The sequence below is a fragment of the gamma proteobacterium symbiont of Lampromicra miyakona genome (assembly GCF_059730895.1).
Window position 1 is genome coordinate 2,444,071 of the sequence record NZ_AP035932.1, and the last position, 26,976, is coordinate 2,471,046.

Annotated in this window: 29 protein-coding genes; 14 read left to right on the plus strand and 15 right to left on the minus strand. The window is 58.5% G+C overall.

Going from position 1 to position 26,976, the window contains the following annotated elements:
- The first annotated feature begins 5 nt into the window (after nt 1-5).
- Complete coding sequence (rne, locus tag AC6I8P_RS11405; protein ID WP_498030625.1) at nt 6-3,284, plus strand: ribonuclease E; 3,279 nt, start codon at nt 6-8, stop codon at nt 3,282-3,284.
- A gap of 182 nt (nt 3,285-3,466) precedes the next feature.
- Here rne and flgL read toward each other — a convergent pair whose 3' ends face one another.
- From flgL to flgB, 11 genes are all read right to left on the minus strand, one after another.
- On the minus strand, nt 3,467-4,432 hold the full coding sequence (flgL, locus tag AC6I8P_RS11410; protein ID WP_059010446.1) for a flagellar hook-associated protein FlgL: 966 nt from the start codon (nt 4,430-4,432) through the stop codon (nt 3,467-3,469).
- A gap of 17 nt (nt 4,433-4,449) precedes the next feature.
- Nucleotides 4,450-6,093: a flagellar hook-associated protein FlgK gene (gene flgK / locus AC6I8P_RS11415; protein WP_021506414.1), complete on the minus strand. Its 1,644-nt coding sequence runs from the start codon at nt 6,091-6,093 to the stop codon at nt 4,450-4,452.
- A gap of 116 nt (nt 6,094-6,209) precedes the next feature.
- Entirely contained in the window at nt 6,210-7,151 is a 942-nt protein-coding gene (flgJ, locus tag AC6I8P_RS11420) for a flagellar assembly peptidoglycan hydrolase FlgJ (RefSeq protein ID WP_021506415.1), read from the minus strand.
- The gene (locus tag AC6I8P_RS11425; protein WP_241797958.1) at nt 7,151-8,230 is read right to left on the minus strand and encodes a flagellar basal body P-ring protein FlgI; all 1,080 of its coding nucleotides are present in this window, start codon (nt 8,228-8,230) and stop codon (nt 7,151-7,153) included. Before AC6I8P_RS11425 ends, flgJ begins: the two co-directional genes overlap by 1 nt.
- Nucleotides 8,231-8,269: 39 nt before the next feature.
- Nucleotides 8,270-8,980 carry a flagellar basal body L-ring protein FlgH gene (locus tag AC6I8P_RS11430; RefSeq protein WP_021506417.1) on the minus strand — a complete coding sequence of 237 codons (711 nt, stop codon included), beginning with the start codon at nt 8,978-8,980 and terminating at the stop codon, nt 8,270-8,272.
- Between the two features lie 62 nt (nt 8,981-9,042).
- Nucleotides 9,043-9,825 (minus strand): flagellar basal-body rod protein FlgG, encoded by a 783-nt coding sequence (flgG, locus tag AC6I8P_RS11435; protein ID WP_021506418.1) that lies wholly within the window; start codon nt 9,823-9,825, stop codon nt 9,043-9,045.
- 17 nt (nt 9,826-9,842) lie between these two features.
- Nucleotides 9,843-10,601 carry a flagellar basal body rod protein FlgF gene (locus AC6I8P_RS11440; protein WP_058759464.1) on the minus strand — a complete coding sequence of 253 codons (759 nt, stop codon included), beginning with the start codon at nt 10,599-10,601 and terminating at the stop codon, nt 9,843-9,845.
- A gap of 20 nt (nt 10,602-10,621) precedes the next feature.
- On the minus strand, nt 10,622-11,824 hold the full coding sequence (flgE, locus tag AC6I8P_RS11445) for a flagellar hook protein FlgE (RefSeq protein ID WP_021506420.1): 1,203 nt from the start codon (nt 11,822-11,824) through the stop codon (nt 10,622-10,624).
- A gap of 25 nt (nt 11,825-11,849) precedes the next feature.
- Nucleotides 11,850-12,524: a flagellar hook assembly protein FlgD gene (gene flgD, locus AC6I8P_RS11450; RefSeq protein ID WP_021506421.1), complete on the minus strand. Its 675-nt coding sequence runs from the start codon at nt 12,522-12,524 to the stop codon at nt 11,850-11,852.
- A 12-nt stretch (nt 12,525-12,536) separates the two neighbouring features.
- Nucleotides 12,537-12,941 (minus strand): flagellar basal body rod protein FlgC, encoded by a 405-nt coding sequence (flgC, locus tag AC6I8P_RS11455; RefSeq protein WP_021506422.1) that lies wholly within the window; start codon nt 12,939-12,941, stop codon nt 12,537-12,539.
- Between the two features lie 2 nt (nt 12,942-12,943).
- Nucleotides 12,944-13,357, minus strand: a complete 414-nt coding sequence (flgB, locus tag AC6I8P_RS11460) for a flagellar basal body rod protein FlgB (protein WP_021506423.1) — start codon at nt 13,355-13,357, stop codon at nt 12,944-12,946.
- Between the two features lie 154 nt (nt 13,358-13,511).
- Here flgB and flgA point away from each other — a divergent pair, with 154 nt between their 5' ends.
- The 3 genes from flgA to flgN all read left to right on the plus strand — a co-directional run bounded on the left by flgA (nt 13,512) and on the right by flgN (nt 15,017).
- Nucleotides 13,512-14,171 (plus strand): flagellar basal body P-ring formation chaperone FlgA, encoded by a 660-nt coding sequence (gene flgA, locus AC6I8P_RS11465; protein WP_021506424.1) that lies wholly within the window; start codon nt 13,512-13,514, stop codon nt 14,169-14,171.
- 106 nt (nt 14,172-14,277) lie between these two features.
- Nucleotides 14,278-14,580 carry a flagellar biosynthesis anti-sigma factor FlgM gene (flgM, locus tag AC6I8P_RS11470; RefSeq protein WP_104186892.1) on the plus strand — a complete coding sequence of 101 codons (303 nt, stop codon included), beginning with the start codon at nt 14,278-14,280 and terminating at the stop codon, nt 14,578-14,580.
- Nucleotides 14,581-14,585: 5 nt separating this feature from the next.
- Complete coding sequence (flgN, locus tag AC6I8P_RS11475; protein ID WP_421039334.1) at nt 14,586-15,017, plus strand: flagellar export chaperone FlgN; 432 nt, start codon at nt 14,586-14,588, stop codon at nt 15,015-15,017.
- A gap of 67 nt (nt 15,018-15,084) precedes the next feature.
- Here the strand turns inward: flgN and murJ are convergent, their stop codons facing one another.
- The 4 genes from murJ to rimJ all read right to left on the minus strand — a co-directional run bounded on the left by murJ (nt 15,085) and on the right by rimJ (nt 18,920).
- Complete coding sequence (murJ, locus tag AC6I8P_RS11480) at nt 15,085-16,623, minus strand: murein biosynthesis integral membrane protein MurJ (protein ID WP_058759461.1); 1,539 nt, start codon at nt 16,621-16,623, stop codon at nt 15,085-15,087.
- Between the two features lie 121 nt (nt 16,624-16,744).
- Nucleotides 16,745-17,665 carry a Gfo/Idh/MocA family protein gene (locus AC6I8P_RS11485; protein WP_150058331.1) on the minus strand — a complete coding sequence of 307 codons (921 nt, stop codon included), beginning with the start codon at nt 17,663-17,665 and terminating at the stop codon, nt 16,745-16,747.
- Between the two features lies 1 nt (nt 17,666).
- The gene (locus AC6I8P_RS11490; protein WP_059010451.1) at nt 17,667-18,311 is read right to left on the minus strand and encodes a DUF480 domain-containing protein; all 645 of its coding nucleotides are present in this window, start codon (nt 18,309-18,311) and stop codon (nt 17,667-17,669) included.
- Nucleotides 18,312-18,326: 15 nt separating this feature from the next.
- Entirely contained in the window at nt 18,327-18,920 is a 594-nt protein-coding gene (gene rimJ / locus AC6I8P_RS11495; RefSeq protein WP_021506430.1) for a ribosomal protein S5-alanine N-acetyltransferase, read from the minus strand.
- A gap of 244 nt (nt 18,921-19,164) precedes the next feature.
- Here rimJ and mdtH point away from each other — a divergent pair, with 244 nt between their 5' ends.
- The 10 genes from mdtH (at nt 19,165) to AC6I8P_RS11545 (ending at nt 26,974) form a co-directional block, all read left to right on the plus strand.
- Entirely contained in the window at nt 19,165-20,367 is a 1,203-nt protein-coding gene (gene mdtH, locus AC6I8P_RS11500; RefSeq protein WP_059010456.1) for a multidrug efflux MFS transporter MdtH, read from the plus strand.
- Nucleotides 20,368-20,456: 89 nt separating this feature from the next.
- Entirely contained in the window at nt 20,457-21,104 is a 648-nt protein-coding gene (gene grxB, locus AC6I8P_RS11505) for a glutaredoxin 2 (protein WP_021506432.1), read from the plus strand.
- Nucleotides 21,105-21,219: 115 nt separating this feature from the next.
- Complete coding sequence (locus tag AC6I8P_RS11510) at nt 21,220-21,783, plus strand: lipoprotein (protein WP_021506433.1); 564 nt, start codon at nt 21,220-21,222, stop codon at nt 21,781-21,783.
- A 218-nt stretch (nt 21,784-22,001) separates the two neighbouring features.
- Nucleotides 22,002-23,048, plus strand: coding sequence for a dihydroorotase (gene pyrC / locus AC6I8P_RS11515; RefSeq protein WP_021506434.1), 1,047 nt, complete (start codon nt 22,002-22,004; stop codon nt 23,046-23,048).
- Between the two features lie 68 nt (nt 23,049-23,116).
- A complete protein-coding gene (gene dinI / locus AC6I8P_RS11520; RefSeq protein WP_021506435.1) occupies nt 23,117-23,362 on the plus strand; it encodes a DNA damage-inducible protein I in 246 nt (81 codons plus the stop codon).
- Nucleotides 23,363-23,506: 144 nt separating this feature from the next.
- Nucleotides 23,507-23,776, plus strand: coding sequence for a hypothetical protein (locus AC6I8P_RS11525; RefSeq protein WP_010617279.1), 270 nt, complete (start codon nt 23,507-23,509; stop codon nt 23,774-23,776).
- A gap of 287 nt (nt 23,777-24,063) precedes the next feature.
- Entirely contained in the window at nt 24,064-24,318 is a 255-nt protein-coding gene (gene bssS, locus AC6I8P_RS11530; protein ID WP_021506436.1) for a biofilm formation regulator BssS, read from the plus strand.
- Between the two features lie 106 nt (nt 24,319-24,424).
- Entirely contained in the window at nt 24,425-25,540 is a 1,116-nt protein-coding gene (solA, locus tag AC6I8P_RS11535) for an N-methyl-L-tryptophan oxidase (protein WP_058769615.1), read from the plus strand.
- A 284-nt stretch (nt 25,541-25,824) separates the two neighbouring features.
- A complete protein-coding gene (locus tag AC6I8P_RS11540) occupies nt 25,825-26,397 on the plus strand; it encodes a cytochrome b (protein ID WP_498030626.1) in 573 nt (190 codons plus the stop codon).
- 1 nt (nt 26,398) lies between these two features.
- Nucleotides 26,399-26,974 carry a YceI family protein gene (locus tag AC6I8P_RS11545; RefSeq protein WP_021506439.1) on the plus strand — a complete coding sequence of 192 codons (576 nt, stop codon included), beginning with the start codon at nt 26,399-26,401 and terminating at the stop codon, nt 26,972-26,974.
- The last annotated feature ends 2 nt before the right edge of the window (nt 26,975-26,976 follow it).

The window sequence follows — 26,976 nt, forward strand, 5'->3', positions numbered from 1 at the left end:
TCACGATGAAAAGAATGTTAATCAACGCAACTCAGCAGGAGGAGTTGCGCGTTGCCCTTGTTGACGGACAACGTCTGTACGATCTGGATATCGAAAGCCCCGGACACGAGCAGAAAAAAGCCAACATCTACAAAGGTAAAATCACCCGTATTGAACCCAGCCTCGAAGCTGCGTTTGTTGATTACGGTGCCGAGCGTCACGGTTTCCTCCCTCTGAAAGAAATTTCCCGCGAATACTTCCCTGCTAATTACAACGCGCATGGCCGTCCGAACATCAAAGATGTGCTGCGTGAAGGCCAGGAAGTGATCGTACAAATCGATAAAGAGGAGCGCGGTAATAAAGGGGCAGCACTGACCACCTTTATTTCGCTGGCCGGTAGCTATCTGGTGCTGATGCCCAACAACCCGCGCGCCGGCGGCATTTCCCGCCGTATCGAAGGTGATGACCGTACCGAGCTGAAAGAGGCGCTGTCAGCGCTGGAGCTGCCGGACGGCATGGGCCTGATCGTGCGTACCGCTGGCGTCGGCAAATCTGCCGAATCGCTGCAGTGGGACCTCAGCTTCCGTCTGAAGCACTGGGAAGCCATCAAAAAAGCCGCAGACAGCCGCCCGGCACCGTTCCTGATTCATCAGGAAAGTAACGTGATTGTGCGCGCCTTCCGCGACTACCTGCGTCAGGATATCGGCGAAATCCTTATCGATAACCCGAAAGTGCTGGAGCTGGCGCGTCAGCACATCGCCGCGCTCGGTCGTCCGGACTTCAGCAGCAAAATCAAACTGTACACCGGTGAAATTCCGCTGTTCAGCCATTACCAGATCGAATCGCAGATTGAATCGGCGTTCCAGCGCGAAGTGCGTCTGCCGTCCGGCGGTTCTATCGTTATCGACAGCACCGAAGCGCTGACCGCCATCGATATCAACTCCGCCCGCGCTACACGCGGTGGCGATATCGAAGAGACCGCCTTCAACACCAACCTGGAAGCCGCCGACGAGATTGCCCGTCAGCTGCGTCTGCGCGACCTCGGTGGTCTGATTGTTATCGACTTCATCGATATGACGCCGGTGCGCCATCAGCGCGCCGTGGAAAACCGTTTGCGTGAAGCGGTACGTCAGGATCGGGCGCGTATCCAGATCAGCCACATTTCACGCTTTGGTCTGCTGGAGATGTCGCGTCAGCGCCTCAGCCCGTCACTGGGTGAGTCCAGCCATCACGTCTGCCCGCGCTGTAGCGGTACCGGCACCATTCGTGATAACGAATCGCTGTCGCTGTCGATCCTGCGTCTGATTGAAGAAGAAGCGCTGAAAGACAACACCAAAGAAGTGCACGCCATTGTGCCGGTTCAGGTGGCCTCTTACCTGCTGAACGAAAAACGTGAAGCGGTCAGTGCGATTGAGAAACGTCAGGGCGGCGTGCGTGCCATCATCGTGCCAAACGATCAGATGGAAACGCCGCACTACTCGGTGCTGCGCGTGCGCAAAGGTGAAGAGACGCAAACCCTCTCCTATCACCTGCCGAAACTGCATGAAGCTGAGATGGCGCTGCCTTCGGAAGAAGAGCACGCTGAGCGTCGTCGTCCGGAGCAGCCTGCACTGGCCGCCTTCGTGATGCCGGATGCACCACCGGCTCCGGTTGAAGTGAGTGAAGAGAGCCAGCCGGCAGCGGTTGACGTCAAAGCCAAACCGGCGGTCGCAGCACCCGCGACGGTCAGCACCGGTTTTGTTGCGCGCCTGCTGGGTGGCCTGAAAAAACTGTTTGCTGGTGATGCACCCGCCGCGGCCCCTGCTGAAGAGAAGACCGAAGCGAAAACGGCTGACGGTGAGAATACGCAGCAGCGTGGTGAGCGTCGTAACAATCGCCGCAACAACAACAATCGCCGCGAGCGCACACCGCGCAACGGTGAGTATGCGCAGAGCCGTGAAGGCCGTGAGCCACGTGAAGCGCGCGAGCCGCGTGAACCCCGTGAGCCTCGTGAAGCACGCGAGCCACGCGATCAGGATAACCGCCGTAACAAGCGTCAGAATGACGCGCGCGGCGAGCGTCCGGCGCTGACTGAAGAGCAACTGCAGCAGCGTGATGAGCAGCAGCAACAGCGTCGCGAACAGCGTGCTGAGCGCCAGCGTCGTCGTCAGGAAGAGAAGCGTGCGCAGCAGGAACCGCAAGTTGCTGAGCAGGTGCCTGTTGTTGATAGCGTTGATGACAGCGTTGCGCAGGAAGACGAACGCGTTCAGGTTATGCCGCGTCGCAAACAGCGCCAGCTCAGTCAGCGCGTGCGCGTAGGTGACAACGCTGACGCGATGCCTGCTGAGCTGCCTGCCGCTGCCGTTACTGAAGCGGTGCAGGAAAACAGCCAGCGCGCCCAGCTGAAAGAGCAAGTTGAAACCGCTCAGGATGAGCAGGATGACAGCGAGAACCGTGACGGGGCCAACATGCCGCGCCGTTCACGTCGCTCACCGCGTCATCTGCGCGTCAGCGGTCAGCGTCGTCGTCGCTATCGTGACGAGCGTTACCCTACGCAGTCTGCGATGCCGCTGGAAACAGCAGCTGCCTCACCAGAGATGGCGTCAGGCAAAGTGTGGATCACCTATCCGGTCACGCAGACTCACGAGCACTTCACTTCTAACCAGGCGCTGAACGAAATGCCAGACTATGGCTATCAGGATGCCGCCCCGGCGGAAGAACTGCCTGTGGCTGTCGAAGCCGCTGCCGTGGCACAGCCCGAAACGCCAGCGCCAGAAGTGGTGCATCAGGCTGAACCGCAGGCGCACACTGAGGTGCCGGTGGTGAATACTGATGACCTGACGCCAGTGGCGGCACCGGTTGATCACCAGCCAGCAGTGATTTCCGCAGCCGATGAAGCAGTTGCACAGGAAACCGCAGCAGAAGCGCAACCGGCTGTTACGCCTGCCGAAGAGACGCCGCCAGTGGTTACCGAAGCGGTTAGCGCAGCGGAACAGGCTCCGATCGAGGTGTCACCCGCGGTTGAAGCGCAGGTAGAAGAAGTGCTGTCCGCGCCGGTAGCGGCCGAAGCACCAGTCGCGCCGGTCACCGAACCGCACGCACCGGTTGCCGCCCGTGATACCGGGGTCAGCCATGCTGAGACCCGCTTCAAGCATCACGCTACGGCGCCGATGACCAAAGCACCGGCACCGGCATGGGAACCTGAGCCCGTGCGTCACAGTGACTGGGTCCGTCCGGCCTTCAACTTCGAAGGACGCGGTTCAGCCGGTGGTCACAGCGCCACGCATCAGGCTACCGCACCGGCTACCCGTCCGGAAAGCGCGTAAGTCTCTGCTGTAGAGCGCTACCGTCTCCAAACCCCGGCTGGTCCGGGGTTTTTTATTGCCCGCATTCTCCCCTCCCCACCTGACTGAACACCCTGATTACAAGCCAAAAAAAATCCCACGGCCCTCGCAGGCAGTGGGAAAAACTAAGCGTACCCGGTTTAAGTACGCTCAAACAGTCAGGTTTATTTATTCATCTGGAACAGCGACATCTTCGACATATCGCTAAAGGTGGTGTACGACGCCTGCAGCAGCTGCTGCTGCATGGTGTAGGTAGAAATGGCTTCGGTGTAATCGACGTTAACCAGCGTGCTCATCTGATCTTTCAGCGTCACCTTGCGGTCGTCACCTTTTGCATCCAGCGTATCCAGTTCGTCCAGCTGGGTACCAATCTCAGAACGCACCGCCAGCACGTTGTTCAGCGAGTTGCTGAAGCCACGGTTGGCCTTGTCCATCGCCGCGCTGAAGGTCTGTTTAGTGGCATCGTCAGCATCATTCTGCGGCACTTTCAGCGCCGCAATGGCGTCATCCAGCATATCGAACAGGTTAGTCTGGCTGGCGCTGCCATCCGGCTCTGGCTTGGCGTTGCTGGTCAGCTGGTCAAAAATTGAATTACCGGTATGGCCCACCGTCATGGTGCGTTCGCTGTCGACTTTCTGGGTGATCGCGTCGCTGCCACCGCTATAGATGATTTTACCGCTGGCATCTTCGGTGAACGGCGGCTTGTCGGACGCATAGCCGGCAAACAGGTAGCGGCCGTTCCCGTCTTTGCTGTTGGCCAGGTTGAGCAGCTGCGAGCGAATGCCCTCCAGCTGGGTAGCATAAGACGCGCGGTCATCGTCACTCAGCGAGCCGTTACCGGCGCTGATCAGCGTGGACTGCGCCGACTGAATCGCCGTCGTGACATCACTCAGCGTGCTCTCTTCCAGCGACAGTCCCTGATTCGCAAACGAACGCGCCAGCGCGAACTGACTGTCGCGCGCCTGCGTCTGCGACAGCACCACGGCGCGCGAAGCGGCGATCGGATCGTCAGACGGATTGGTCACGCGGCGACCGGTTGACAGTTGTTCACCCGCTTTCAGCCAGGAGGATTGCGCGTCAGTGACGCCGCGCACCTGCTGGTCGAAAATCATATTGGTACTGAGTCTCATCGGTCAGGCCTCCCGTATTAACCGCGAATGCTCATCAGAGCATCGAAAATGGTATTGGCGGTTTGCAGTACCTGCGCGTTCGCCATGTAAAATTGCTGATATTTGCTCAGGTTGGCGTACTCTTCGTCGAGGTTTACGCCAGAAACCGACTGCTGACGTTCAGTCAGCTGCGTCACCACGCCCTTCTGGGTGGTGGCGGCGGTTTCGAGGTTTTTGGTTTTGTTGCCGACGGTGCTCACCAGGCTGGCATAACCCTGCGCCAGCGTGGCGTTACCATTAATCAGTTTGGCATCCTGCAGGTCCAGCAGCTTTTGCGCGTTACGGTTATCGCTGGCGCCACCCGCAGCCGAAGCTGCCGCGATCTGTGATTCACTGGTGATAGCCACTGACATGCCGCTAATCACATCCTGCACCGGTTTGACCAGGAAGCTGTCTTTGGCGTTAGCCGTTCCATTTACCGTTAATGACAGTCCATCAAAGCTCATGGTGGTATTACCGGCACCATCGCTGCCCATGGTCGGCGTCACTTTCACGTTGTCCGAAAGACGCGTCACCGACCAGTTGCTGCCGTCATAGCTGACGCTGTAGTTAGAGGCTTTCATCGCTCCGGTATCGGTCCAGCTGGCACTGACGGTGGCGGCTGAGGTGTTTTTGCTGTTGGTCACCACTGTCGGGCTACCAATATTGAAGAAGTTGATGCCGGTGTTGCCTTTGCTGTCATAGCCCTGGCTGTGCACCTGGTTGAAGCTGGTGGTGAATGCCGCTGCCAGCTGCCCGAGCTGGTTCTGCGCGTTATCCAGATCCTGGGTACGGAACGCCAGCAGGCCCCCGAGCGAACCGGTGGTCAGCGTTTTTTCCGGGATCTCAACGTTACCGGCCTGCTTATCGACATAGCCCACGGTAATGCGCGACGCATCGCTGCTGGAAGGCATGGCGATCAGCGAGGTGGTTTTGCTGCCGTTGACCAGCGTGGTGTTGCCCATCGAGACGATATAGTTACCGTCCTGCTGCGACACGTTCACGCCGACCAGGCCATTCAGGTTATTAACCAGCTGATCGCGCTGATCGAGCAGGTCGTTAGGCGCAGAGCCGCCGCCGGTGGTCAGCTTGGCGATCTGCGTGTTGAGATCGGCAATCTGGCTGGAGTAAGTGTTGATCTGCTCGACGCTGGCTTTGATGTCCGTATTGACGCTGTTTTGCATGCTGGTCAGATACTGTGCGGTAGTCTGGAACTGGTTTACCAGTCCCTGCGCATAGCTCAGCATAGACTGACGCGCAGAAGGATCGTCGGCGTTACTCACCACGTTCTGCACGTTAGTGAAAAAGCTCTGAATCGAGTCAGACAGGCTGGTGGTCGACGTCGACAACAGATCATCAATATTCGAAATCTGGTTGTACTGTGAATTGACCGCGCTGTAGTTGGCGCTGTTACCGCGCAGCTGGGCGGTAATAAACTCATCGTATTCACGCTGCACGCCGGTCACATTGACGCCGTTGCCATAATAGTTGCTGCCCTGCAGCGTACTGTTGGCCTGCGACAGCAAAATCGTCTGGCGCGAATAACCGGCCACGGTGTAATTACTGATGTTGTTACTGGTGGTGCTTAATGCGGCCTGTGCGGCGCTCAGCCCGCTCATCGCGGAGTTAATTATGCTGGACATCTCGGTTCCTTTTTCCCGTTAACCGGGCTGGCAGTCATCAGTGCGATTGCGCGGGCCACAACGCCCGCGGCATGTGAAGGTTATCGGCGTGCTTAAGCGAAACTTGAGCGGAAAAATCAGAACAGGTCGGTGAAATCCTGGCTGTAAGCCTTAACCACTTTTTCGCCCATGTTTTTGAATTGCTGAATCATTCCTACCAGTTTCTGCGCATATTTCGGGTCAGTCGCGTAGCCGGCTGCCTGCAGCGCGCGCGCGCCCTGCTCGGCGCTCGGTGCGTTCGCTACTGCCGCATAGCGTGGGTTACTGGAAATCAACCGCACGTAGTCGCTGAGCGCTTCGAAGTAGGAGCCATAAACGCGGAAGGTGGCGCGCACTTTCTTCGCTTCACCGCCCTCGTATTCCGTGGTCATGATGTCGGTGGTTTCGCCCTTCCAGTCGCCGCTGGCTTTGATCCCGAACACGTTGTAGCTCGGCTTACCGTCGCGCGTCAGGATCTGCCGCTGGCCCCAGCCGGACTCCAGTGCCGCCTGCGCCAGAATCAGATGGTGAGGAATGCCGCTCTGCTGGCTGGCCACTTTCGCCGGCTGCGCCAGCTGGGCGATAAACTCATTGCTGTCACCGGGCAGGCTGGCCGGCGAGACCGGCAGACGCGGCACCGCTTTGCGCACCATCTGCTCCAGCTGCGTGGGCGCCATGCTGCTATAGATGAAGCTGTTATCCAGTTTCATCGGCACGGTACCGGCGCTTTCGTCCGGTGCCTGCGCCGGCTGCATCTGTTTGACAATGGTGTCGGCCAGACCCAGCCCGCGCTTGCCGATTTCCTGCGCAATCTGCTGATCGTAAAGCGAGGTGTAAAGCCGCGTCTGATCGTTGCTCAGCATGCCATCCTGCGGCAGCGCTTCACGCATGCTCTTCAGCATCATCTGCACGAACATCCCTTCGACCTGCTTCGCCACCTGCAGCGCTTTGCCTTTCGGGTCCACGGCAGCCTGGCGTTTCAGTTCGTTCAGCGAGCGGCTGTCATACGCCGCGTTCATCAGCGATTGCGTATCGGTCATCAGATAATTTCCAGCTTCGCGCGCAGGCAGCCCGCGCTCTCCATCGATTGCAGAATCGACATCAGCTCAATCGGTGTCGCACCCAGCGCATTCAGCGCCCGCACTACGTTGTTCAGGTTGGCACTGGCGTTAACCCGCTGCAGCGCGCCGCCGCTCTGACGCAGATCGATCTGCGTTTGCGTGGTGGCAACCGTCTGACCACCGGCAAACGGCGTATCCGGCTGGCTGACATTCTGCTGCTGGTTAACCGTGACCGACAGGTTGCCCTGCGCCACCGCACAGGTGTTGAGCGTCACTTCGCGATTCATCACCACCGAACCGGTGCGCGAGTTAATGATCACTTTGGCGTCTTCCAGCGGTACCGACACGTCGATGTTCTGGATCTCCGCCAGCAGACGTACCTGCGAGCTGTTATTTGGCGACACGCGGATTTGCACGGTACGGGCGTCCAGCGGCAGCGCTGACCCCACGCCACGACTGTTGATGGCATCAGCAATGCGCTGCGCCATGGTGAAATCTTCGTTGTTAAGCTGCAGGTTGATGGTGTTCTGGCTGCCGAAGTTGCTCTGCAGCTCACGTTCCACAGTGGCGCCACCGGTAATGCGGCCGCCGTTGAGCTGGTTAACCTGTACGCTGCTGCCACCGGCCGAGGCGCCCGCCCCGCCGACCAGGATGTTACCCTGCGCCAGCGCGTAAACCTGGTTATCGACGCCCTTCAGCGGCGTCATCAGCAGCGTACCGCCGCGCAAGCTTTTGGCGTTACCCAGTGAGGACACCACCACGTCAACCGTCTGTCCCTGACGGGCAAACGACGGCAGTTTGGCGGTGACCATCACCGCCGCCACGTTTTTCAGCTGCATGTTGGTGCCGGCAGGCACGGTGATGCCCAGCTGCGACAGCATGTTACTCACCGTTTGCGTGGTGAACGGCGTCTGGGTGGTCTGGTCACCGGTGCCGTCAAGGCCAACCACCAGACCGTAACCAATCAGCTGGTTATCGCGTACGCCCTGCACGCTGGTGAGATCGCGGATGCGATCGGCCTGCGCCATCAGGCTGCTGATGCCGAGCAACAGGCCCATGCCCAAACGCAGCAGTGTAGTGTTTTTCATCATGACCTCTTACATCGGCGAGACGTTCAGGAAGAAGCGCTGGAACCAGCCCATGGTCTGCGCCTCATTGATATAACCGTTACCGACGTACTCAATACGTGCATCGGCGACCTGCGTTGACAGCACCGCGTTGCTGGCGCTGATGGTGCGCGGGTTCACTACGCCAGAGAAGCGAATAAATTCGGTGCCCTGGTTGATTTCAATCTGTTTCTCGCCGACCACGCGCAGGTTGCCGTTCGACAGCACCTGGTTAACGGTGACGGTGATGGTGCCGGTAAAGGTGTTGTTGGCGGTTGCGCCACCTTTGCCAGCGAAATCGTTTTTGCCGTTGGCGTCGAGCGCGGCTTTTTCGCCGCCGGCACCCACCAGTCCGGCCAGGCCGGTTGGGATGGCGCTCAGGCCAAAGCTATTGCTGCCATCGCGGCTGGCATTGGCTGAAGAGCTTTTGCTGGCGCTGACGTTTTCCTGCAGCGTAATGGTCAGGGTGTCACCAATGTTACGTGGACGACGATCCTCAAACAGCGGCTGATAGCCGTAGTTGAGCGGCGCCACGCCCTGAAAAATGGAACCGTTCACCACCGGCGGTGCAGATGGCGTCGGCTCAGCCGTCGTCGCGCCCTGTACCAGTGGCGTGCGCGGCACCAGCGCACAACCGTTAAGGGTCAGTAGCAGCGTGGCTACTAACCAATGCCCAGGCTTGAGAATCACTTGCTTCGCCACGGAGTTCTGACCTTTTTCATGTTCTTAATCGGGCCAGACGCGCTGGCCCAACGATCCCGGCATTACAGCTGGGTTAACTTCTGCAGCATCTGATCGGAGGTGCTGATCGCTTTGCTGTTGATCTCATAAGCGCGCTGCGTCTGGATCATGGTCACCAGCTCTTCCGCCACGTTGACGTTGGAGGTTTCCACGTAACCCTGATACAGCAGACCGGCCCCGTTCTGACCCGGCGTGCTTTCGGTCGGCGCGCCGGAAGCCTGGGTTTCCTGATAGAGGTTTTCCCCGACGCTATCCAGTCCGGCATCGTTCATGAAGGTGCTGAGCGTCAGCTGGCCAACCTGCGCCGGCTGCGTCTGCCCCTGCTGCGTCACCGTCACCACGCCGTCACGCGCAATGGTGATGCTGGTGGCGTTCGCCGGAATAGTGATGCCTGGCTGCACCGGGAAACCGGCGTTGGTCACCAGCTGGCCGTTCTGGTCCACCTGGAAAGAGCCGTCGCGGGTATACGCCGACGTACCGTCCGGCATCTGCACCTGAAAATAGCCCTGACCATTAATCGCCACATCTTTTGAGTTGCTGGTCTGCGACAGGTTGCCCTGGTTGTGCAGACGCTCGGTGGTCACCGGACGCACACCGGTACCGATCTGCAGGCCCGACGGCAGCGTGGTCTGTTCTGACGACTGCGCACCCGGCTGACGCAGGGTCTGGTACATCAGGTCTTCGAACACCGCGCGTGAACGCTTAAAGCCGTTAGTGCTGACGTTCGCCAGGTTGTTGGCGATGACGTCCATGTTGGTCTGCTGTGCGTCAAGACCGGTTTTCGCGATCCATAAAGAACGAATCATTGTGTTTTCCTTAAGCCTTAGCTGCTCATATTGAGCAGCTGATTAGCCCGCTGTTCGTTTTCATCGACGTTGGAGATCACTTTCATCTGCATCTCGAAACGTCGGGCGTTGGCGATCATGTCGACCATGGTTTCCACGGGCTTCACGTTGCTGCCCTCCAGCACGCCCGGCATCACCTGCACGGTCGCGTCATTCGGCAGCGCCGCGCCGCGCTGTGCCTGAGTGGCGGCGCTGGGACGGAACATGCCGTCATCACCGCGCGTCAGTTCCTGGCCTGTGGCACGTACCAGCTTCAGCCGTCCGAGCTGCACCGTGGCGTTCGGCGCGTCACCGGCGTTAAGCGCGGTGATGGAGCCGTCGGCGGCAATGGTCAGTTGCGCGCCCTGCGGCACGGCAATCGGACCGCCATCGCCCATCACGGGATTGCCCTGAATGGTCAGCTGGCCGGTCGGGCTGATCTGCATGTTACCGTTGCGGGTATAAGCTTCGCTGCCGTCAGCGGTACGCACCGCCAGCCAGCCATCCTGCTGCACCGCCACATCGAGCGGACGCTCGGTGTAATCGAGCGAGCCCTGCGACATATCGGCACCCGGCGTCGAAGCGGCGACCAGCGTACGTGTTGGCAGCGACCAGCCGTTGACCGGCACCGCGCGCAGCGCATTGAGCTGAGCACGAAAGCCCGGCGTCGAGGCGTTGGCGAGGTTGCTGGCGGTGACAGACTGTTGCTCCATCGTCTGACTGGCCGCGCCCATCGCGGTATATATTGCGTGATCCATAAAGCAATCCCGTTAGCGTATTAACGAAGGTTGACCAGGGTGTTAAGAATCTGGTCCTGCGTTTTGATGGTCTGGCTGTTGGCCTGGTAGTTACGCTGGGCAACGATCATATTCACCAGCTCTTTACTCAGGTCGACGTTGGACGCTTCCAGCGCGCCGGAGGTCAGGTTGCCGTAGGTACCGGTGCCAGCCAGACCGACTGCCGCCTGGCCCGAGGAGTTGGTTGCCGACCAGACGTTATCACCCTCAGACTTGAGCCCTTCCGGGTTAGAGAAACTCGCCAGCACAATCTGACCCAGCAGCTGGGTTTTCTGGTTGGAGTAAGTCCCGGTGATGGTGCCATCGTCGTTGATGGTGTAGCTGGTCAGATCGCCCGGTGCATAGCCATCCTGGGTTGGGTTACCGAAGTTGGTTTTGCCGGTGTTCTGCTGCAGGCTGCCGAGCACACTGAGGCTGACGGCCTGGTTGGCCGCGGCACCGTTCGCTCCCTGAATGGTCAGCGCGACGGTGCTGGCCGAGGTCAGGTTACCGCTGGTATCGAATACCATGTTGAAGTTACCGGCAGCCTGACCGGTGGTGGAATCAATCGCGTGCACCGTCCAGTTGTTGTCGGCCGTTTTGACGTAGTACAGATCCAGCGCGTGGTCGTTACCCTGCGAGTCGTACACGGTCACGGTGCTTTTGGCGTTGTAAGTATCCACGTTGGTCGCCGTGAACGCACCGCCGGTTGGCACCGCATCGGTTGAGTTCAGGTTGGATACCATAGTGGCGGTAGTGGTGGCGCGTGCCGACATCTGGGTGGTCGGAATGCTCAGCGCGACCGGGTTGGCACCGGCCTGAATGGTTGGCGGGGTGCCGTTAGCCGGATAGCCGGTTACGGTCAGGCCCTGGGTGTTCACCAGGTTACGGTTTTCGTCCAGCGTGAACTGGCCGTTACGCGAATAGAACACGCCGCCGCTGGCGTCGGTCAGACGGAAGAAACCGTTGCCGCTCAGCGCCACGTCCAGCCCACGGCTGGTAGAGGTGGTGGTGCCGTCGTTAAAGTTCTGTATCACCGCTGCGACTTTGGTACCCATACCGACGTTCGAACCGGCGAACATATCGGCAAACGCGATGGTGCTGGATTTAAAGCCGGCCGTCGCCGAGTTGGCGATGTTGTTACCAATAACGTCGAGGTTGCTGGAGGCAGCGCCCAGGCCGCTCACCGCTTGTGAAAATGACATGCTATTTCTCCTGCTAAGAGGTTAGTCAGAGAATCTGACGAATTTCATCGAGGGTCGCGGAGCCCATGGTGCCGAGATCCAGTTTTGCGGTGTTATTCACGGTGCTGACGCCGTTGACATAGGCGTAGTTCAGCGGCTGTGCCACCAGTTGGGTGCTGCCATTGCTGGCGGCGAGTGAAACCGTATATTTGCCGTCCGGTGCGGCGCTGCCATCGTCCATCTTGCCGTCCCACGAGAAGGTGTGAACGCCGGCGCTGAGACCGCCGAGATCGATGGAGCGCACTACGCTGCCGTTACCATCTTTGATGGTGACGCTGGTGGCAGTCGACGCGGTGCCCAGCTCCACGCCAAACGGCGTGCTGGTGCCGCTGCCGACCAGCACCTGGCTGCCCTTCACCATCACGCCATGGCCGATCAGCGTTGAGCTCTGCAGCGACTGGCTGGTGCTGATCTGACCGGAGATCGATCCCAGCGTGGTATTGAGTTTTTCAATGCCGCTCAGGGTGTTGATCTGCGTCAGCTGGGTTGTCAGCTGACTGTTGTCCATCGGGTTAGTCGGGTCCTGATTTTTCAGCTGCGTCACCAGCATGTTCAGGAACTGGTTTTGCAGATCCTGCGCGCTGTTGCCGCTGCCGGTGCTGCTGCTGGAGCTGAGGACCGTGGGGTCGAGGTTGTCTTTAATCCCTACTGCAAGGCTCATAATGCGTCTCCGTTACTGACCCATGGTGAGGGTTTTCATCATCATTGATTTCACCGTGTTCAGCACTTCGACGTTGGCCTGATAGCTGCGCGACGCGGACATGGTGTTAACGGTTTCGGCGACCACGTCGACGTTAGGCATTTTGACGTAGCCTTTCTGGTCAGCCAGCGGATTACCCGGGTCATACACCAGTTTGGCGGGCGTCGGGTCGTTCACGACACCGGCCACTTTGACGCCGCCGGTGGCCGCGCCCTGAGCGGCATCGGTCTGGAAAATCACCTGCTTCGCCACGTACGGCTGGCCGTCCGGCCCGGTGACGCTGTCGGCGTTGGCCAGGTTACTGGCGCTGACGTTGAGCCGCTGTGACTGTGCGGTCATCGCAGAACCGGCGATATCAAAGATATTCAGCAATGCCATGATTATTGCCCCTGCAGAACGCTCATCATGCCTTTGATCTGGCTACTGATGAGGGTGAGATCGGTTTGGTATTTCAGGCTGTTATCCGCAAACTGCGTACGCTCGCGATCCATATCCACGGTGTTACCATCCGCGGCAGGCTGATCGGGAATGCGGTACAGCAGATCCAGTGCGGGCTGTGAGTTGGTCTGCGCTTCAATGTGACGTGATGACGTGACATTGAGCGCCAGGCTGCTGCCTTCGGCACGGCCGTTCTGCATCACCTTGCTCAGCTGGCTGGCAAAGTCGATATCCCGCGCCTGGTAGCCCGGGGTATCGGCGTTGGCAATGTTAGACGCCAGAATCTCCTGGCGCTGCGCCCGCAGGTTTAATGCTTCTGTACCAAATCGCAGCGCGGCATCGAGTTTGTCGAGCATGCTTCCTCCGCGAATGAGAATTTCGAGCTGACAGCTTAATGGGACAAAAGCAAGGGCTATCGTCTGAATAGCAGCAAAAATCGTGGCTATTTTTCACCTTGAATTTTTTGTGCGCGGAGTAGACTCAGTGCCATCTTTTCGACAGGAGGCGTTGATGCGTACAACTTCTTCCCTGCTGGCCCTGCTGTGGCTGGCCTTCGCGACGCCCGGCTATGCCGCCGATCTCAGCGCGCAGCTGACTCAGTTCTTTCAGGCACGCGATCCGCAGCACGCCGCCGGTATGACGGTGGTGGTCCGCACGCCGCAGACGCAGTGGCCCGCCTGCGACACACCGCAGCTGCTGCTGCCGGGTAACAGTCGCCAGTGGGGCAATCTGAGCATTGCCGCCAGCTGCGGCCAGAATCGTCGCTATCTGCAGGTGCAGGTGCAGGTCACCGGCGAGTATCTGGTGGCCAATCGTCAGCTGGCGCGCGGCAGCAACGTCAGCGCCAGTGACTTCCGCCTGGAGAGTGGCCGGCTGGATACGCTGCCGGCGCGCGCGCTGCTCAGCAGCAGCAATCTGGCGGACGCCATTGCCCTGCGTGACATTGCGCCAGGCCAGCCGGTGACGGCCACTATGCTGCGCCAGCCGTGGCGGGTGAAAGCCGGTCAGAATGTGATGGTGATTGCCAGCGGCAACGGCTTTAATGCCAGCAGTGAAGGTCGTGCGTTAAACAACGCCAGCGCGGCGCAGACGGTGCGCGTGCGCATGAGCAATGGCCAGGTGGTAAGCGGTCGTGTCAGCGAGGATGGGAATATTCTGATATCGCTATAAAGCGTTAAAGAACGCTGTTGTTCTGCCGATAGAGATATCAACAATGATATTACCCTATGCTGACTCAGTTGGCTGATCCCCAACTGACCCTAACAGGAGCCACACCATGAGTATCGACAGAACGCAGCCTTTAAAACCGGTGAGCACTGTACAAACCCGTGACAGCAGCGACAACCAGGCAAAAGTGCGTCAGAACAGCGCACCGGCCACCAGCACCAGCCAGAATGGTGCGGAAGTGACGCTGAGTCCCGCTCAGGCGCAGCTGATGCAGCCGGGCAGCAAAGATATTAACACAGCGCGCGTAGAGCAGTTGAAGACCGCCATTCGTAATGGTGAACTGAAAATGGATACCGGTAAGATCGCCGATGCGCTGATCGCCGATACCAGGGCGTTTTTAGAGGGTAAATAGTCCCGATGGATAATCTGCTGACCACCTTAGATAAAATGCAGGATGTGCTGAGTTCGCTTAACGTCGTGATGGATGAAGAGCAGCAGCAACTTTCTGCCGGACGGATTAATGGCAACCTGCTGCAGCGCATTACAGAAGATAAAAGCGCGCTGCTGACGACGTTGAATTATCTGGACGAAATGCGCCGCAAAACCGAGCTGTCGCTGGGTACCAAAGCGCCTTATCGTGGTCACAATGATATCGCACGCCGCTGGCACAGCATTCAGCAACATACCCAGCGTCTGCGCGACGCCAATCAGCACAATGGCATGCTGTTGCAGCATCAGATGACCTTTACCGAACAGGCACTTTCGGTGCTGAAACCGCATCAGACCCAGTCGTTTTACGGTCCGGACGGTCGTGGTTTAGGCCAGAGCACGCTGAGCCGCAAAGGCTAAACGCAGCCGTGCTGCGGGTCCGCTGAATCAGGGTCGCCACACCGGGCGACCCTTTTTTATTGTGCGCTCACACCGCCGTGCGGCGGGCAAAATCGCGCGGGCGGAAGCCCAGTAAACCGAGCATCACGAAGTAAGCGCCGCCGCCAATGGCGCACACCGCCGCCAGCCGCAGTAGCCGCCACCACATCTGCCCCTCTTCCCACGCCGGCATCACCTGCAGAATGCCCAGCAGCGCAGCAGCCATCACCGCGACGGCGACCAGCAGACGCAGCAGGAAACCGTGCCAGCCCGGCTGCGGCTGAAAGATTTGCTGTTTGCGCAGCTGCCAGTAGAGCAGCGCCGCATTCAGGCAGGCAGCCAGACCAATCGACAGCGACAGACCGGCGTGCTTCAGCGGGCCGATAAACGCCAGGTTCATCAGCTGGGTCATGATCAAGGTGGCGATAGCAATCTTTACCGGCGTTTTGATGTCCTGCCGCGAATAAAAGCCCGGCGCCAGCACTTTCACCACGATCAGCCCCATCAGCCCAACCGAATAGGCAATCAGCGCGCGCTGGGTCATCGCCGCATCAAAAGCGGTAAATTTGCCGTACTGGAACAGCGCCACGGTGAGCGGACCGGAAAGAATGCCCAGCGCAACCGCGCTCGGCAGCGCCAGCAGGAAGCACAGACGCAGGCCCCAGTCCATCAGACGGGAATATTCATCGTGGTTGCCGCTGGCAAAACTCTTCGCCAGCGACGGCAGCAGGATGGTGCCGAGCGCCACGCCCAGCACGCCAGAGGGAAACTCCATCAGACGATCGGCGTAGTACATCCACGACACCGAGCCGGAGACCAGAAACGAGGCGAAAATGGTATTGATGATCAGCGAGATCTGGCTCACCGACACGCCGAGAATCGCCGGGCCCATCTGGCGCATCACCCGCCACACGCCGGCATCGCGCAGGTTGACGCGCGGCAGTACCAGCATGCCAATCTTTTTCAGGTGCGGCAGTTGATAAAACAGCTGCAGCAGCCCGCCCACGACCACTGCCCACGCCAGCGCCATCACCGGCGGATGGAAGTGCGGCGCGGCAAACAGCGCAAAGCCGATCATGCTGATATTCAGCAGCGTGGGCGCGAACGCCGGGACGGAGAAGCGGTTCCAGGTATTAAGAATCGCCCCGGCCAGCGACGCCAGCGAGATCAGCAGAATATAAGGAAAGGTGACGCGCAGCAGCGAACTGGTTAAGGCGAACTTGTCGGCGGTATCGGCAAAACCCGGCGCCGTTACCACGATTACCCAGGGCGCAGCGACCATGCCCAGCACTGTCACCACTGCCAGCACCAGCGTCAGCAGGCCTGATACATAAGCAACAAACACCCGCGTGGCGTCTTCGCCCTGCTTGCTTTTATATTCGGCAAGAATTGGCACGAAGGCCTGTGAAAAGGCGCCTTCGGCGAAAATACGGCGCAGCAGATTGGGCAGTTTGAACGCCACAAAAAAGGCATCGGTGGCCATGCCAGCCCCGAAAACGCGCGCCACGATGGCGTCGCGGGCAAAGCCCAGCACGCGGGAAAACAGGGTCATCGAACTGACCGCAGCCAGCGATTTCAGCAAATTCATAATGAGTGGCGCATCCTGAAAAGTGTCGGATAAATGAGCAACTTAGCGCGGACATCCTGCGATGTCCGGCGATAGTCTACTGCTGCGGTGGGAAATGACCAGCATTGAGTGTTACAAGGGGTTATTCCTGTACGGCGTCGCGCCACAGTTTTTCCACCAGACGCTGCGCCGCCAGCGCCTGTTCACCGCTGGTTTCAGGCATCGTCTGATTTTCCACGCACTGGATAAAATGGTGTGCCGCACCGCTGAAGCCACGCTGGGTCAGATGACTTTGCCAGGCCGGCGGGACATCACTGCGCAGGCCACTAAGCGTCTCTTCACGCCAGTCGCGCATCTCATTAATCTCGATGTAACGCCCGTCGCAGATGGCGCTGACCACTTCACGCTGCGTGCCCGCGCGGCGATGCATACTGGTGGTAATTTGCAGCGATCCGGCCGAGAAATGGTGCTCGCCGTAGAGCATTGCGCCGTCATCATGGGTGTCGATATGGCCGAACTCCAGCCTGAGCTTGCCGCCGGCCAGCCACAGCGCGGTATCGACCACGTGCAGATAGTCATCCAGCAGGGTAAAGCGCAGGTCGTGCGGGCCGACGCTGTCTGCCCGGTGTTTCTCAATGCGCAGCGAGGACGCGCCCGGCAGCTGCGCTTTCAGCTGCTGGTAGCGCGGTGCAAAGCGCCGGTTGAAGGCCACCATCAGTTTGCGTTTGCGCTTTTCCGCCAGCGCCACCAGCGTCTCCGCCTGCTGCAGCGTTTCGGCCAGCGGCTTATCGACACAAACATCTTTACCGGCCAGCAGCAGCGCCTGCACTACCTCAAAATGGCTGGCGGTGCTGCTGTGTACAAACACCGCATCGCTGGCCGCCGCCAGCGCATCCAGCTGACTAAAATAAGGAATACGGTAACTGTCGCAGATCGGCTGCGCCCGCGCCTGGCTGGGCGAGAACGCGCCGACCAGCTGCCAGCCGCTGGCCTGCGCCAGCACCGGCAGCCAGGCTTTCTGCGCGATACCGCCAAGCCCGACCACACCAATACGCAGCGTCATTTCACGCCTCCCGCTGCAGCAGTTGCTGCAGCTGAGCATCAAGGCGCGCCACCTGCGCTTCCAGCTGAGCAACGCGCACGGCCAGATCGTCAGACTCAGGCGACGCTGTGTGGCTCGCGGATAGCTCGTCCGCCACCTCGCCGCCAAACAGATGCATATAGCGGCTTTCTCGCTTGCCCGGCTCGCGTGCCAGACGCACCACCATGGGGCCGTCATCGCGCGTCGTCAGCCCCTCCAGCGTGCGTTCCACTTCGGCCATGTCCTGAAACTCATGCAGACGACCACTGCGGGTACGCAGTTCGCCCGGCGTCTGCGCGCCGCGCAGGAACAGCAGCGTCAGCACCGCCACTTCGGCGGCATTCAGCTGCAGATTGCCAAACGCCGAGTTGCAGAAACGCTGTTCATATTTGCTGACGCGCTGACCGAAACCGCTGTTAGCGGTGACCAGATGCTTTTTCACCAGCTCATCGAGCTGAGCCTGCACCTCGCTTTCGCTCAGGTTCATCACCGGCTCGCGGTTAGATTTCTGATTACAGGCGGTGACCACGCCATTGAGGGATAACGGATATTGATCCGGCGTGGTGACCTGCTTCTCCAGCAGGCAGCCGATCACGCGCAATGCCTGCGCGGAGAGAGCCATCTTCATTACGTGTTCCTTTTATTATTGTCCGCGACGATCCGGGTTCCATTCGCGCCAGGTAAGCGCCGTCAGCACATGATCCTGCCAGCGGCCATCAATCAGTAAATAGTCTTTGGCGTAGCCCTCTTTTTCAAAACCGAGGCGCGCCAGCAAATCACCGCTGCGCTGATTGTGCGGCATATAGTTGGCCATGATGCGATGAATGCGCTGCTGGCGCTGCATGTAGCGAATCGCCGCCTGCAGCGCCTCAAACATCATGCCCTGCCCCTGCCACTTCTCTCCCAGCGAGTAGCCGAGATAGCAGGCATGAAACGATCCGCGCAGCACATTGCTGAAGTTGGCGACGCCGCGCACTTCATGCTCTTCCGGGTCCATCAGCACAAAATAGAACGCGGAGCCCTGTTTATGCATGTCGGCAATTAAACCCAGGCGCGCCTGCCAGCCGGAAGGATAACAGTGGCTCTCATCGCGCACCGGTTCCCAGGGTTTAAGAAAGGCGCGGTTTTCGGCGTAGTAATCCGCCAGACGCCAGGCATCGCGTTCATGTACTAAACGCACCACCAGACGATCGGTGGTAAGCCGCACGCGCGGGCCAGCAGAGCGATAGCCAAACATCATGACTCCTGAAATCCATAACGAAAGAAAGATGTACGCCAGCGGCGTTACTTCTCACTATAACCGTCACCCCGGCTGCGGTAAAACCCCGCGCATCGCTCACGGCAATTGATTCCGATTAAGGATTAATTTCTCTTCAGGCTGGATAAAAAAATATCATCCTGAAAACGCTATTTTTCCCGCCGGAGCAGGCAGAAAATAGACCAGCTGGTCACTTTTCCTTCTCACTTGCTCAGGATTCAGCATGTCACGGGTTGCGCGGGCACGACGCCTTGGAAAAACGTTTCTGTTAGTCGATAACATGCTGGTGGTAATGGGATTCTTTGTGGTGTTTCCCCTGATCTCCATTCACTTTGTGGAACAGCTTGGCTGGGCCGCGCTGCTGGTGGGCATTGCGCTCGGCCTGCGTCAGCTGGTGCAGCAGGGGCTGGGTATCTTCGGTGGGGCCATTGCAGACCGTTTTGGCGCGCGGCCGCTGATCGTCACCGGCATGCTGATGCGTGCCGCCGGTTTCGCCTGTATGGCGCTGGCGCATCAGCCGTGGCTGCTGTGGCTGGCCTGCCTGCTGTCCGGACTGGGCGGCACGCTGTTCGATCCGCCACGCAGCGCGCTGGTGGTGAAACTGGTGCGGGCACGCGAGCGCGGACGCTTCTTTTCGCTGCTGATGATGCAGGACAGCGCCGGCGCGGTGCTGGGCGCGCTGATTGGCAGCTGGCTGCTGGCGTGGGATTTCCGTCTGGTGTGCTGGGTCGGTGCGGCGGTGTTTGTCGTCGCCGCCATCTTTAACGCCGTGTGGCTGCCAGCATGGCGCATTTCTACGGAGCGTATCGCCATGCGCGAGGGAATGCAGCGCGTGTGGCGCGACCGCCGTTTCCGCCTGTATGTCTTTACCCTGACCGGCTATTACATTCTCGCCGTGCAGGTGATGCTGATGCTGCCGGTCATGGTCAATCAGGTGGCGGGCGCACCGGCGGCGGTGAAGTGGATGTATGCGATTGAAGCGCTGCTGTCACTCAGCCTGCTCTATCCGCTGGCGCGCTGGAGTGAAAAGCGCTTCCGCCTCGAGACGCGCCTGATGGCCGGGCTGTTTCTGATGACCTTCAGCCTGCTGCCGGTTGGCATGACCGATTCGCTGCCGTCGCTGTTTTTGCTGATCGCCGTCTTCTATCTCGGATCGATCATCGCTGAACCGGCGCGTGAAACCCTGAGTGCGTCCCTGGCCAGCGCCCGGGCACGCGGCAGCTACATGGGGTTCAGCCGGCTCGGCCTGGCGATTGGCGGACTGATTGGCTACTCCGGTGGCGGCTGGATGTTCGATATGGGCCAGAAGCTGGCGCTGCCGGAGCTGCCGTGGATGCTGCTCAGCACCGTCGGTATCATCACGCTGCTGGCGCTGTGGTGGCAGTTCCAGCCGCGCCAGGTGGCACCGGCGATCTTCAGCAGCTAGTTTGCCGGTTCAGGCGTTCTCTTCCATACTTCCCGCACGTCCGGAAAAAGGGTGACCTCCGTCACCCTGAGAATCACAGGAGAAACGGGATGAAACTTTACATCTACGATCACTGCCCTTTCTGCGTCAAAGCACGCATGATATTTGGCCTGAAAAACCTGCCGGTTGAGCTGATTGTGATGCTCAATGACGATGAAGCAACGCCGAAAAAGCTGATTGGCCAGAAAATGGCGCCGATTCTGCAAAAAGCCGATGGCAGTGCGATGCCAGAGAGCATGGATATCGTGCGCTTTGTCGATAATCAGGATCGCCAGCCGCTGCTGACCGGCAAGCAAAATCCCGCCATCGCCGACTGGCTGCGACGGGTCAATGGCTACATCAACAAGCTGCTGCTGCCGCGCATCGCTGAGGCCGCCTTTGCTGAATTCGCCACTCCCGAAGCACGTGATTACTTCCGCGAAAAGAAACAGGCCAGCCTCGGTGACTTTGCCGAACTGCGTAAACATGCCCCGGGTTTCATCAAAAATATCAGCGATGATTTGCGCCAGCTGGATAAATTGATCGTCAAACCCAACGCGGTGAACGGCGAGTTGTCTGAGGATGACATTCATCTGTTTCCGCTGCTGCGCTCGCTGACGCTGGTTTCCGGTATCGAATGGCCGAGCCGCGTCGCCGACTACCGCGATAATATGGCGAAACAGACGCAGGTGAATCTGCTGTCGTCGATTGCGGCCTGATGGCGCTGTGATGAGAAGCGCGCGGCTGCGTTTCTCATCTCTCTCCTGGTGACACCTGGCCCTGAATCAGGCAGGCTTAAGGCTGTTTGGCCGTATCAACCAGGAAGAAGAAATGATGAAGAAGGCGTTTCCCGGGCTGTTTGCCCTGTTTTTTGCCGTGCTGCTCAGCGGCTGTAACCAATTGACGCAATACACCATCAGCGAGCAGGAAGTGAATCAGGCGCTGCAAAAGCGCAACAACTACGAGAAAGACATCGGCGTGTCCGGGCTGGTGAATGCCCATATTGTACTGACCGACCTGAGCAGCCAGATTGGCCGTGAAGAACCCGGCAAAGTGACGCTGTCTGGTAAAGCCAACATCAACGTCAGCTCGCTTTTTGGTCCGCAGCAGGCCGAAATGCAGCTGAAGATGAAAGCGCAACCGGTGTATAACGCGCAGCAGGGCGCCATTTATCTGCAGGACCTCGAAATCGTCGACGCACAGGTGCAACCTGAGAAGATGGCGTCGATCATGAAAACCCTTACGCCGTATCTGAACGAATCCCTCAAGCGCTATTTCAATGAAAAACCCGCCTACGTGCTAAGCGCCGACCGCAGCAAAGGCGAGGCGCTGGCGAAGAAACTGGCTAAAGGGCTGGAAGTGAAGCCTGGCCAGCTGGTGATTCCGTTTACCGATTAACGTTGCAAGCGGCCGTTCTCAGCGGCGGCCATGCATAGCGTGGCAGGATGCCGGCATGATTCTGCCCGCGCCTGCCACGCAGCTACGCAACCTGCCGCGCCTGCGGTTATTTCTCTCCCGCACTGCAAAATCCCGTGCAAACGGTTGCCCGCCCCCTTATGATTAGTCCCCGGCCTAAACGAGCCATTTCGTTTTCACCTCAGCCGGAGCCTTTTTGAATGACAGCCCAACCCCAGCAAATCACGATTCGCCGCCCTGACGACTGGCACATCCACCTGCGCGATGGCGCGATGCTCAATGCAGTGCTGCCCTATACCAGCGCGGTGAATGGTCGTGCGATTGTCATGCCAAATCTGGTTCCGCCGGTCACCAGCGTTGCGGCTGCCGAAGCGTATCGCGCACGCATCATGGCGGCGCTGCCTGCTGAGCATCACTTCACGCCGCTGATGACCTGTTACCTCACCGATTCGCTTGATGCGGACGAAATCGAACGCGGCTTCCGCAGCGGTATTTTTACGGCGGCAAAACTCTATCCGGCACACGCCACCACCAACTCCAGCCATGGCGTCACCAACATTGCCTCAATTGCCAGCGTGCTGGAGCGCATGCAGGAAATCGGTATGCCGATGCTGGTGCACGGCGAAGTCACCGATGCGCACATTGATATCTTTGATCGTGAAGCGCGCTTCATCGAAACCGTGCTGCAGCCGCTGCGCCAGCAGTTCCCGGGCCTGAAAGTGGTGATGGAACACATCACCACGAAGGAAGCTGCGGAGTATGTGGCCGCCGGCAATGAACTGCTTGGCGCGACCATTACGCCACAGCATCTGATGTTCAACCGCAACCACATGCTGGTGGGCGGCGTGCGCCCGCATCTCTACTGTCTGCCCATTCTGAAGCGCAACATTCATCAGGAAGCGCTGCGTAACCTGGTGGCAAGCGGCAACCGTCGTGTCTTCCTGGGCACCGACACGGCACCGCACCTGCGCCATCTGAAAGAAGCCAGCTGCGGCTGTGCCGGCGTATTTAATGCGCCGACGTCGCTGCCCGCTTATCTGACCGTGTTTGAAGAGCTTGGCGCACTGGAGCATTTTGAAGCCTTCTGCTCTGAGAACGGCCCCAGGTTCTACGGCCTGCCGCTCAACGACGGTACCCTGACGCTGGTGCGTGAGCCGTGGACGGTGCAGGAGAGCATCACGGTCGCTGACGATACGCTGGTTCCGTTCCTCGCCGGTGAAACCCTTAACTGGCGCATCAAAGAATAATCATCTGCCGCTTGCCTTCGGGAATTTTATACTGTACAAATAACCAGTATATTATCCCGGAGGCGTTTATGCGTGTTGAAATTACCGTAGCAAAGACTCAGCCCCTTCCCGCCGGTGCACTGGATGCACTGAGCGCTGAACTCACTCGCCGTATCTCCCGCGATTTTCCCGACGACAATCATCACGTCAAAGTGCGCTATGCCGGTGGTAACCAGCTCAGCGTGTTTGGCGGCTGTAAAGAATCACGCGACCGCATCAGCGATATTTTGCAGGAAACCTGGGAAAGCGCTGACGACTGGTTTATTACCGATTAACCGCCACTGTGCCGTTTTTGCCGGGCCCGCCGCCCGGCTTTTTTGTTTTTATTTCCCGCTCGCCAGAAAAACCCGCGCCAGCTAGACTCTGATTAAACGATGTCCTATTCTTGCCTCGTCGTGCTTACAGGAGGTGTGTTGCACATGACTACTGAAAAACCAGAAGAGGCGATGACGTTTGGAGAATTACTGGCCTTCATTGCTGAACAGCAACGCCGTTTGACCGTGCTGGAAAATGCCTTTGCCACACTGACCTTCTGTCTGGACGATCGCGCCAGCCAGCTGCTGGCTCACAATCTGACGCTCGAAGCGCAAAACCAGAATCATGACGCTCAGTTACAGCAGCATTTTGCCCGGCTGGCCGACGAGATCCATCGACGCAAAGGGCAGTTGCCTGCCGAGTCGCAGGGATAATTTCAGATTTTTACCCTGGCGTTCAGCCCGTTAAAGTTTTAATGCTGAGATGCCGATAATCGGTATGACGACACGTTGCGCTGCGACAATAAATACCCAGCTGCGAAAGGCGTTTATTTATTCGTTGAAAACCGGCTTTTGGCTGCTTTTATTTTGCTGTGTTTTTAGTCACCACACTTTTTAACTACTGTACTGTTAATTCCATGTTATAATTATCTCGCTAGTGCAAGATACAGACGCATTGAACCTCGAAAGCACTTCGTTTAACGAGTAATAAGGAGGTTATAATGGACAGAAGTAAAGACGTCATCCAGACCCATCCGCTGGTGGGATGGGATATCAGCACCGTTGACAGCTATGACGCCATGATGATCCGCCTGCACTCGCTATCATCGCAGGACCAGAAAGAAGAAGAAGCTGACGTGGGCCCAACATACTGGCTGACAACTGACGTAGCCAGACAGTTTATCTCTATCCTCGAAGCTGGCATTGCAAAGATCGAGTCCACTGAGCAATACCTACGCGATAATCGCAAGCACTAATCATCACCATCGCGTGAAAAGGCACCCTACAGGGTGCCTTTTTCATGGGCGCACTCTTTTGATATGCTATTGAAAAAAATCGCCGTTTTGCAGGAGTGATGTCGTCATGGTTTATGATCTGATTGTGGTGGGAAGTGGTTCCGTCGGAGCTGCCGCGGGTTTCTACGCAACCCAGGCGGGCCTGTCGGTGCTGATGATCGACAGCGCGCACCCGCCCCACAGTCAGGGGACGCATCACGGCGAAACCCGCCTGATTCGTCATGCTTACGGCGAAGGTGAACGCTACGTGCCGCTGGTGCTGCGCGCCCAGACGCTGTGGGATGAGCTGGAGCGCCAGAGCGGCGAACGCATTATGCACCGCAGTGGCATTCTTAATCTGGCGCCGGCCAGCTCGGATTTCATTCACAACGTAATCGACAGCGCTAACCGCTGGCAGTTAGCGGTGCAGGTGTTACAGGCCGATGAGGTGCGTAAACGCTGGCCGCAGCTTAGCGTTCCGGACGGCTACGTAGGCGTATTTGAGCCTAACTCTGGCTTCCTGAAATGCGAACAGGCGGTGCGCAGCTGGGTGCAGCTGGCGGAACAGGCTGGCTGCGCGCAGCTGTTTAACTGCCCGGTCAGCGCGATTGGCCGCGAGGGCGATCTGCAGCAGGTCACCACCAGCGATGGCGTATTCCGCGCGCGCAAGCTACTGATCAGCGCCGGCACCTGGGTCAGTCAGCTGGTGGACAATCTGCCCGTTACGCCGGTGCGTAAGGTGTTTGCCTGGTATCAGGCCGATGGGCGCTACAGCGAAAATAACCAGTTCCCCGGCTTTACGGTAGAGATGCCGGATGGCAGCCATTTCTACGGCTTCCCGGCAGACAATAATGCCCTGAAAGTGGGACGCCACGATGGCGGTCAGCCGATGCAGACGCCAGCGGACCGCAAACCGTTCGGCAGCATCGCCGCTGACGGTAACGAAGCCTTTAGCTTCCTGCGCCAGTTTCTGCCAGGCGTAGGCGTGTGCCTGCATGGTGAAGCCTGCAGCTATGACAACACGCCGGATGAAGATTTTATTATCGATACCCTGCCCGGCGAGCCTGACCGACTGATTATCACCGGCCTGAGCGGCCACGGGTTTAAATTCGCCAGCGTGCTGGGTGAACTGGCCAGCGAATTTGCGCAGAATAAACCGTTCTCCTTTGACCTCACGCCCTTCTCACTTACGCGTTTTGCCTGATTTTGTTGCTGCCGGTGCGGAGCGCACTGGCAGTTATTGACCTTTCCTGACACAGATTTACTTTCCGCCCGCGTTTATGGCGCATTTGGTGAAGCAATACCCATTGCCGCCAGGGCTAAAACTGCTTTTTGCTTATCTATTCAGAATTATTGAATTACACCGCCAGCCTTTCGCCATATATATCGAACCCCTAAATTCAAAGTTATAGAAAAGTAAGGACGATTGATTTTCTATTTCAGGTTGTAGATTCTCATTACCACTTATTTCCTGATAACGGCTTAACTATGTGGCGTAATTCTCCACGGCATTACGGTGCGTTAACCATTGCGTTGCACTGGCTGATGGCGCTGACGATTTACGGTATGTTCGCGCTGGGTTTATGGATGGTCGGACTTGGCTATTACGACGGCTGGTATCACAGCGCCCCTGAGATTCACAAAGGCATCGGCATCTTACTGTTTGCTGCTCTGCTGCTGCGCCTGTGCTCGCGCGTGATATCGCCGCCGCCGGCACCGCTCAACAGTTACTCGCCGCACGTACGCCGTGCCGCCCATGCTGCGCACTGGCTGCTGTATGGCCTGCTGCTGGTGTTGCTGATCAGCGGCTATCTGATCTCTACCGCAGACGGCAAGCCGGTCTCAGTGTTTGGCTGGTTTGAGGTACCGGCACTGTTTAGCGGCGCGGGTGAGCAGGCCGATGTCGCCGGTGAGGTCCATTTATGGCTGGCGTGGGCTCTGGTGCTGTTGTCTGCCCTGCACGCCCTGGCCGCGCTGAAACACCATTTTGTCGATCGCGACATGACGCTGAAACGGATGCTCGGTTACCGCATCCCCTTAACCTCTGAAAAGGAAAAGTAATATGATCAGGAAAACCCTGCTGGCGCTCAGCGCCGCTGCCCTCTTTTCGACCAGCCTGAGTGCCAGCGCGGCTGAGTATAAGTTTGATAAAGAGGGTCAGCACGCGTTTGTCCAGTTCCGCATTCAGCATCTTGGCTACAGCTGGCTGTACGGCAGCTTTAAAGATTTTGATGGCAGCTTTACCTTTGATGAAGCCAATCCCGCCGCGGACAAGGTCAACGTGACCATCAATACCAACAGCCTCGATACCAACCATGCCGAGCGCGACAAGCATTTGCGCAGCGCGGATTTCCTCAATACCGGCAAATTCCCGCAGGCCAGCTTCAGCTCGACTGAGGTTAAAAAACAGGGCAAGGACTATAAGATCACCGGCAACCTGACGCTCAACGGCGTAACGAAGCCGATCACGCTGGATGCGCAGCTGATTGGGGAAGGCAAGGATCCGTGGGGCGGTTATCGCGCTGGCTTTGCCGCCAGCGGCGAAATTGTGCTGAAAGAGTTCAACATCAGCAAAGATCTCGGTCCGGCCTCGCAAAAAGCCGAGCTGATCATTTCAGTCGAAGGTGTGCGTCAGTAATC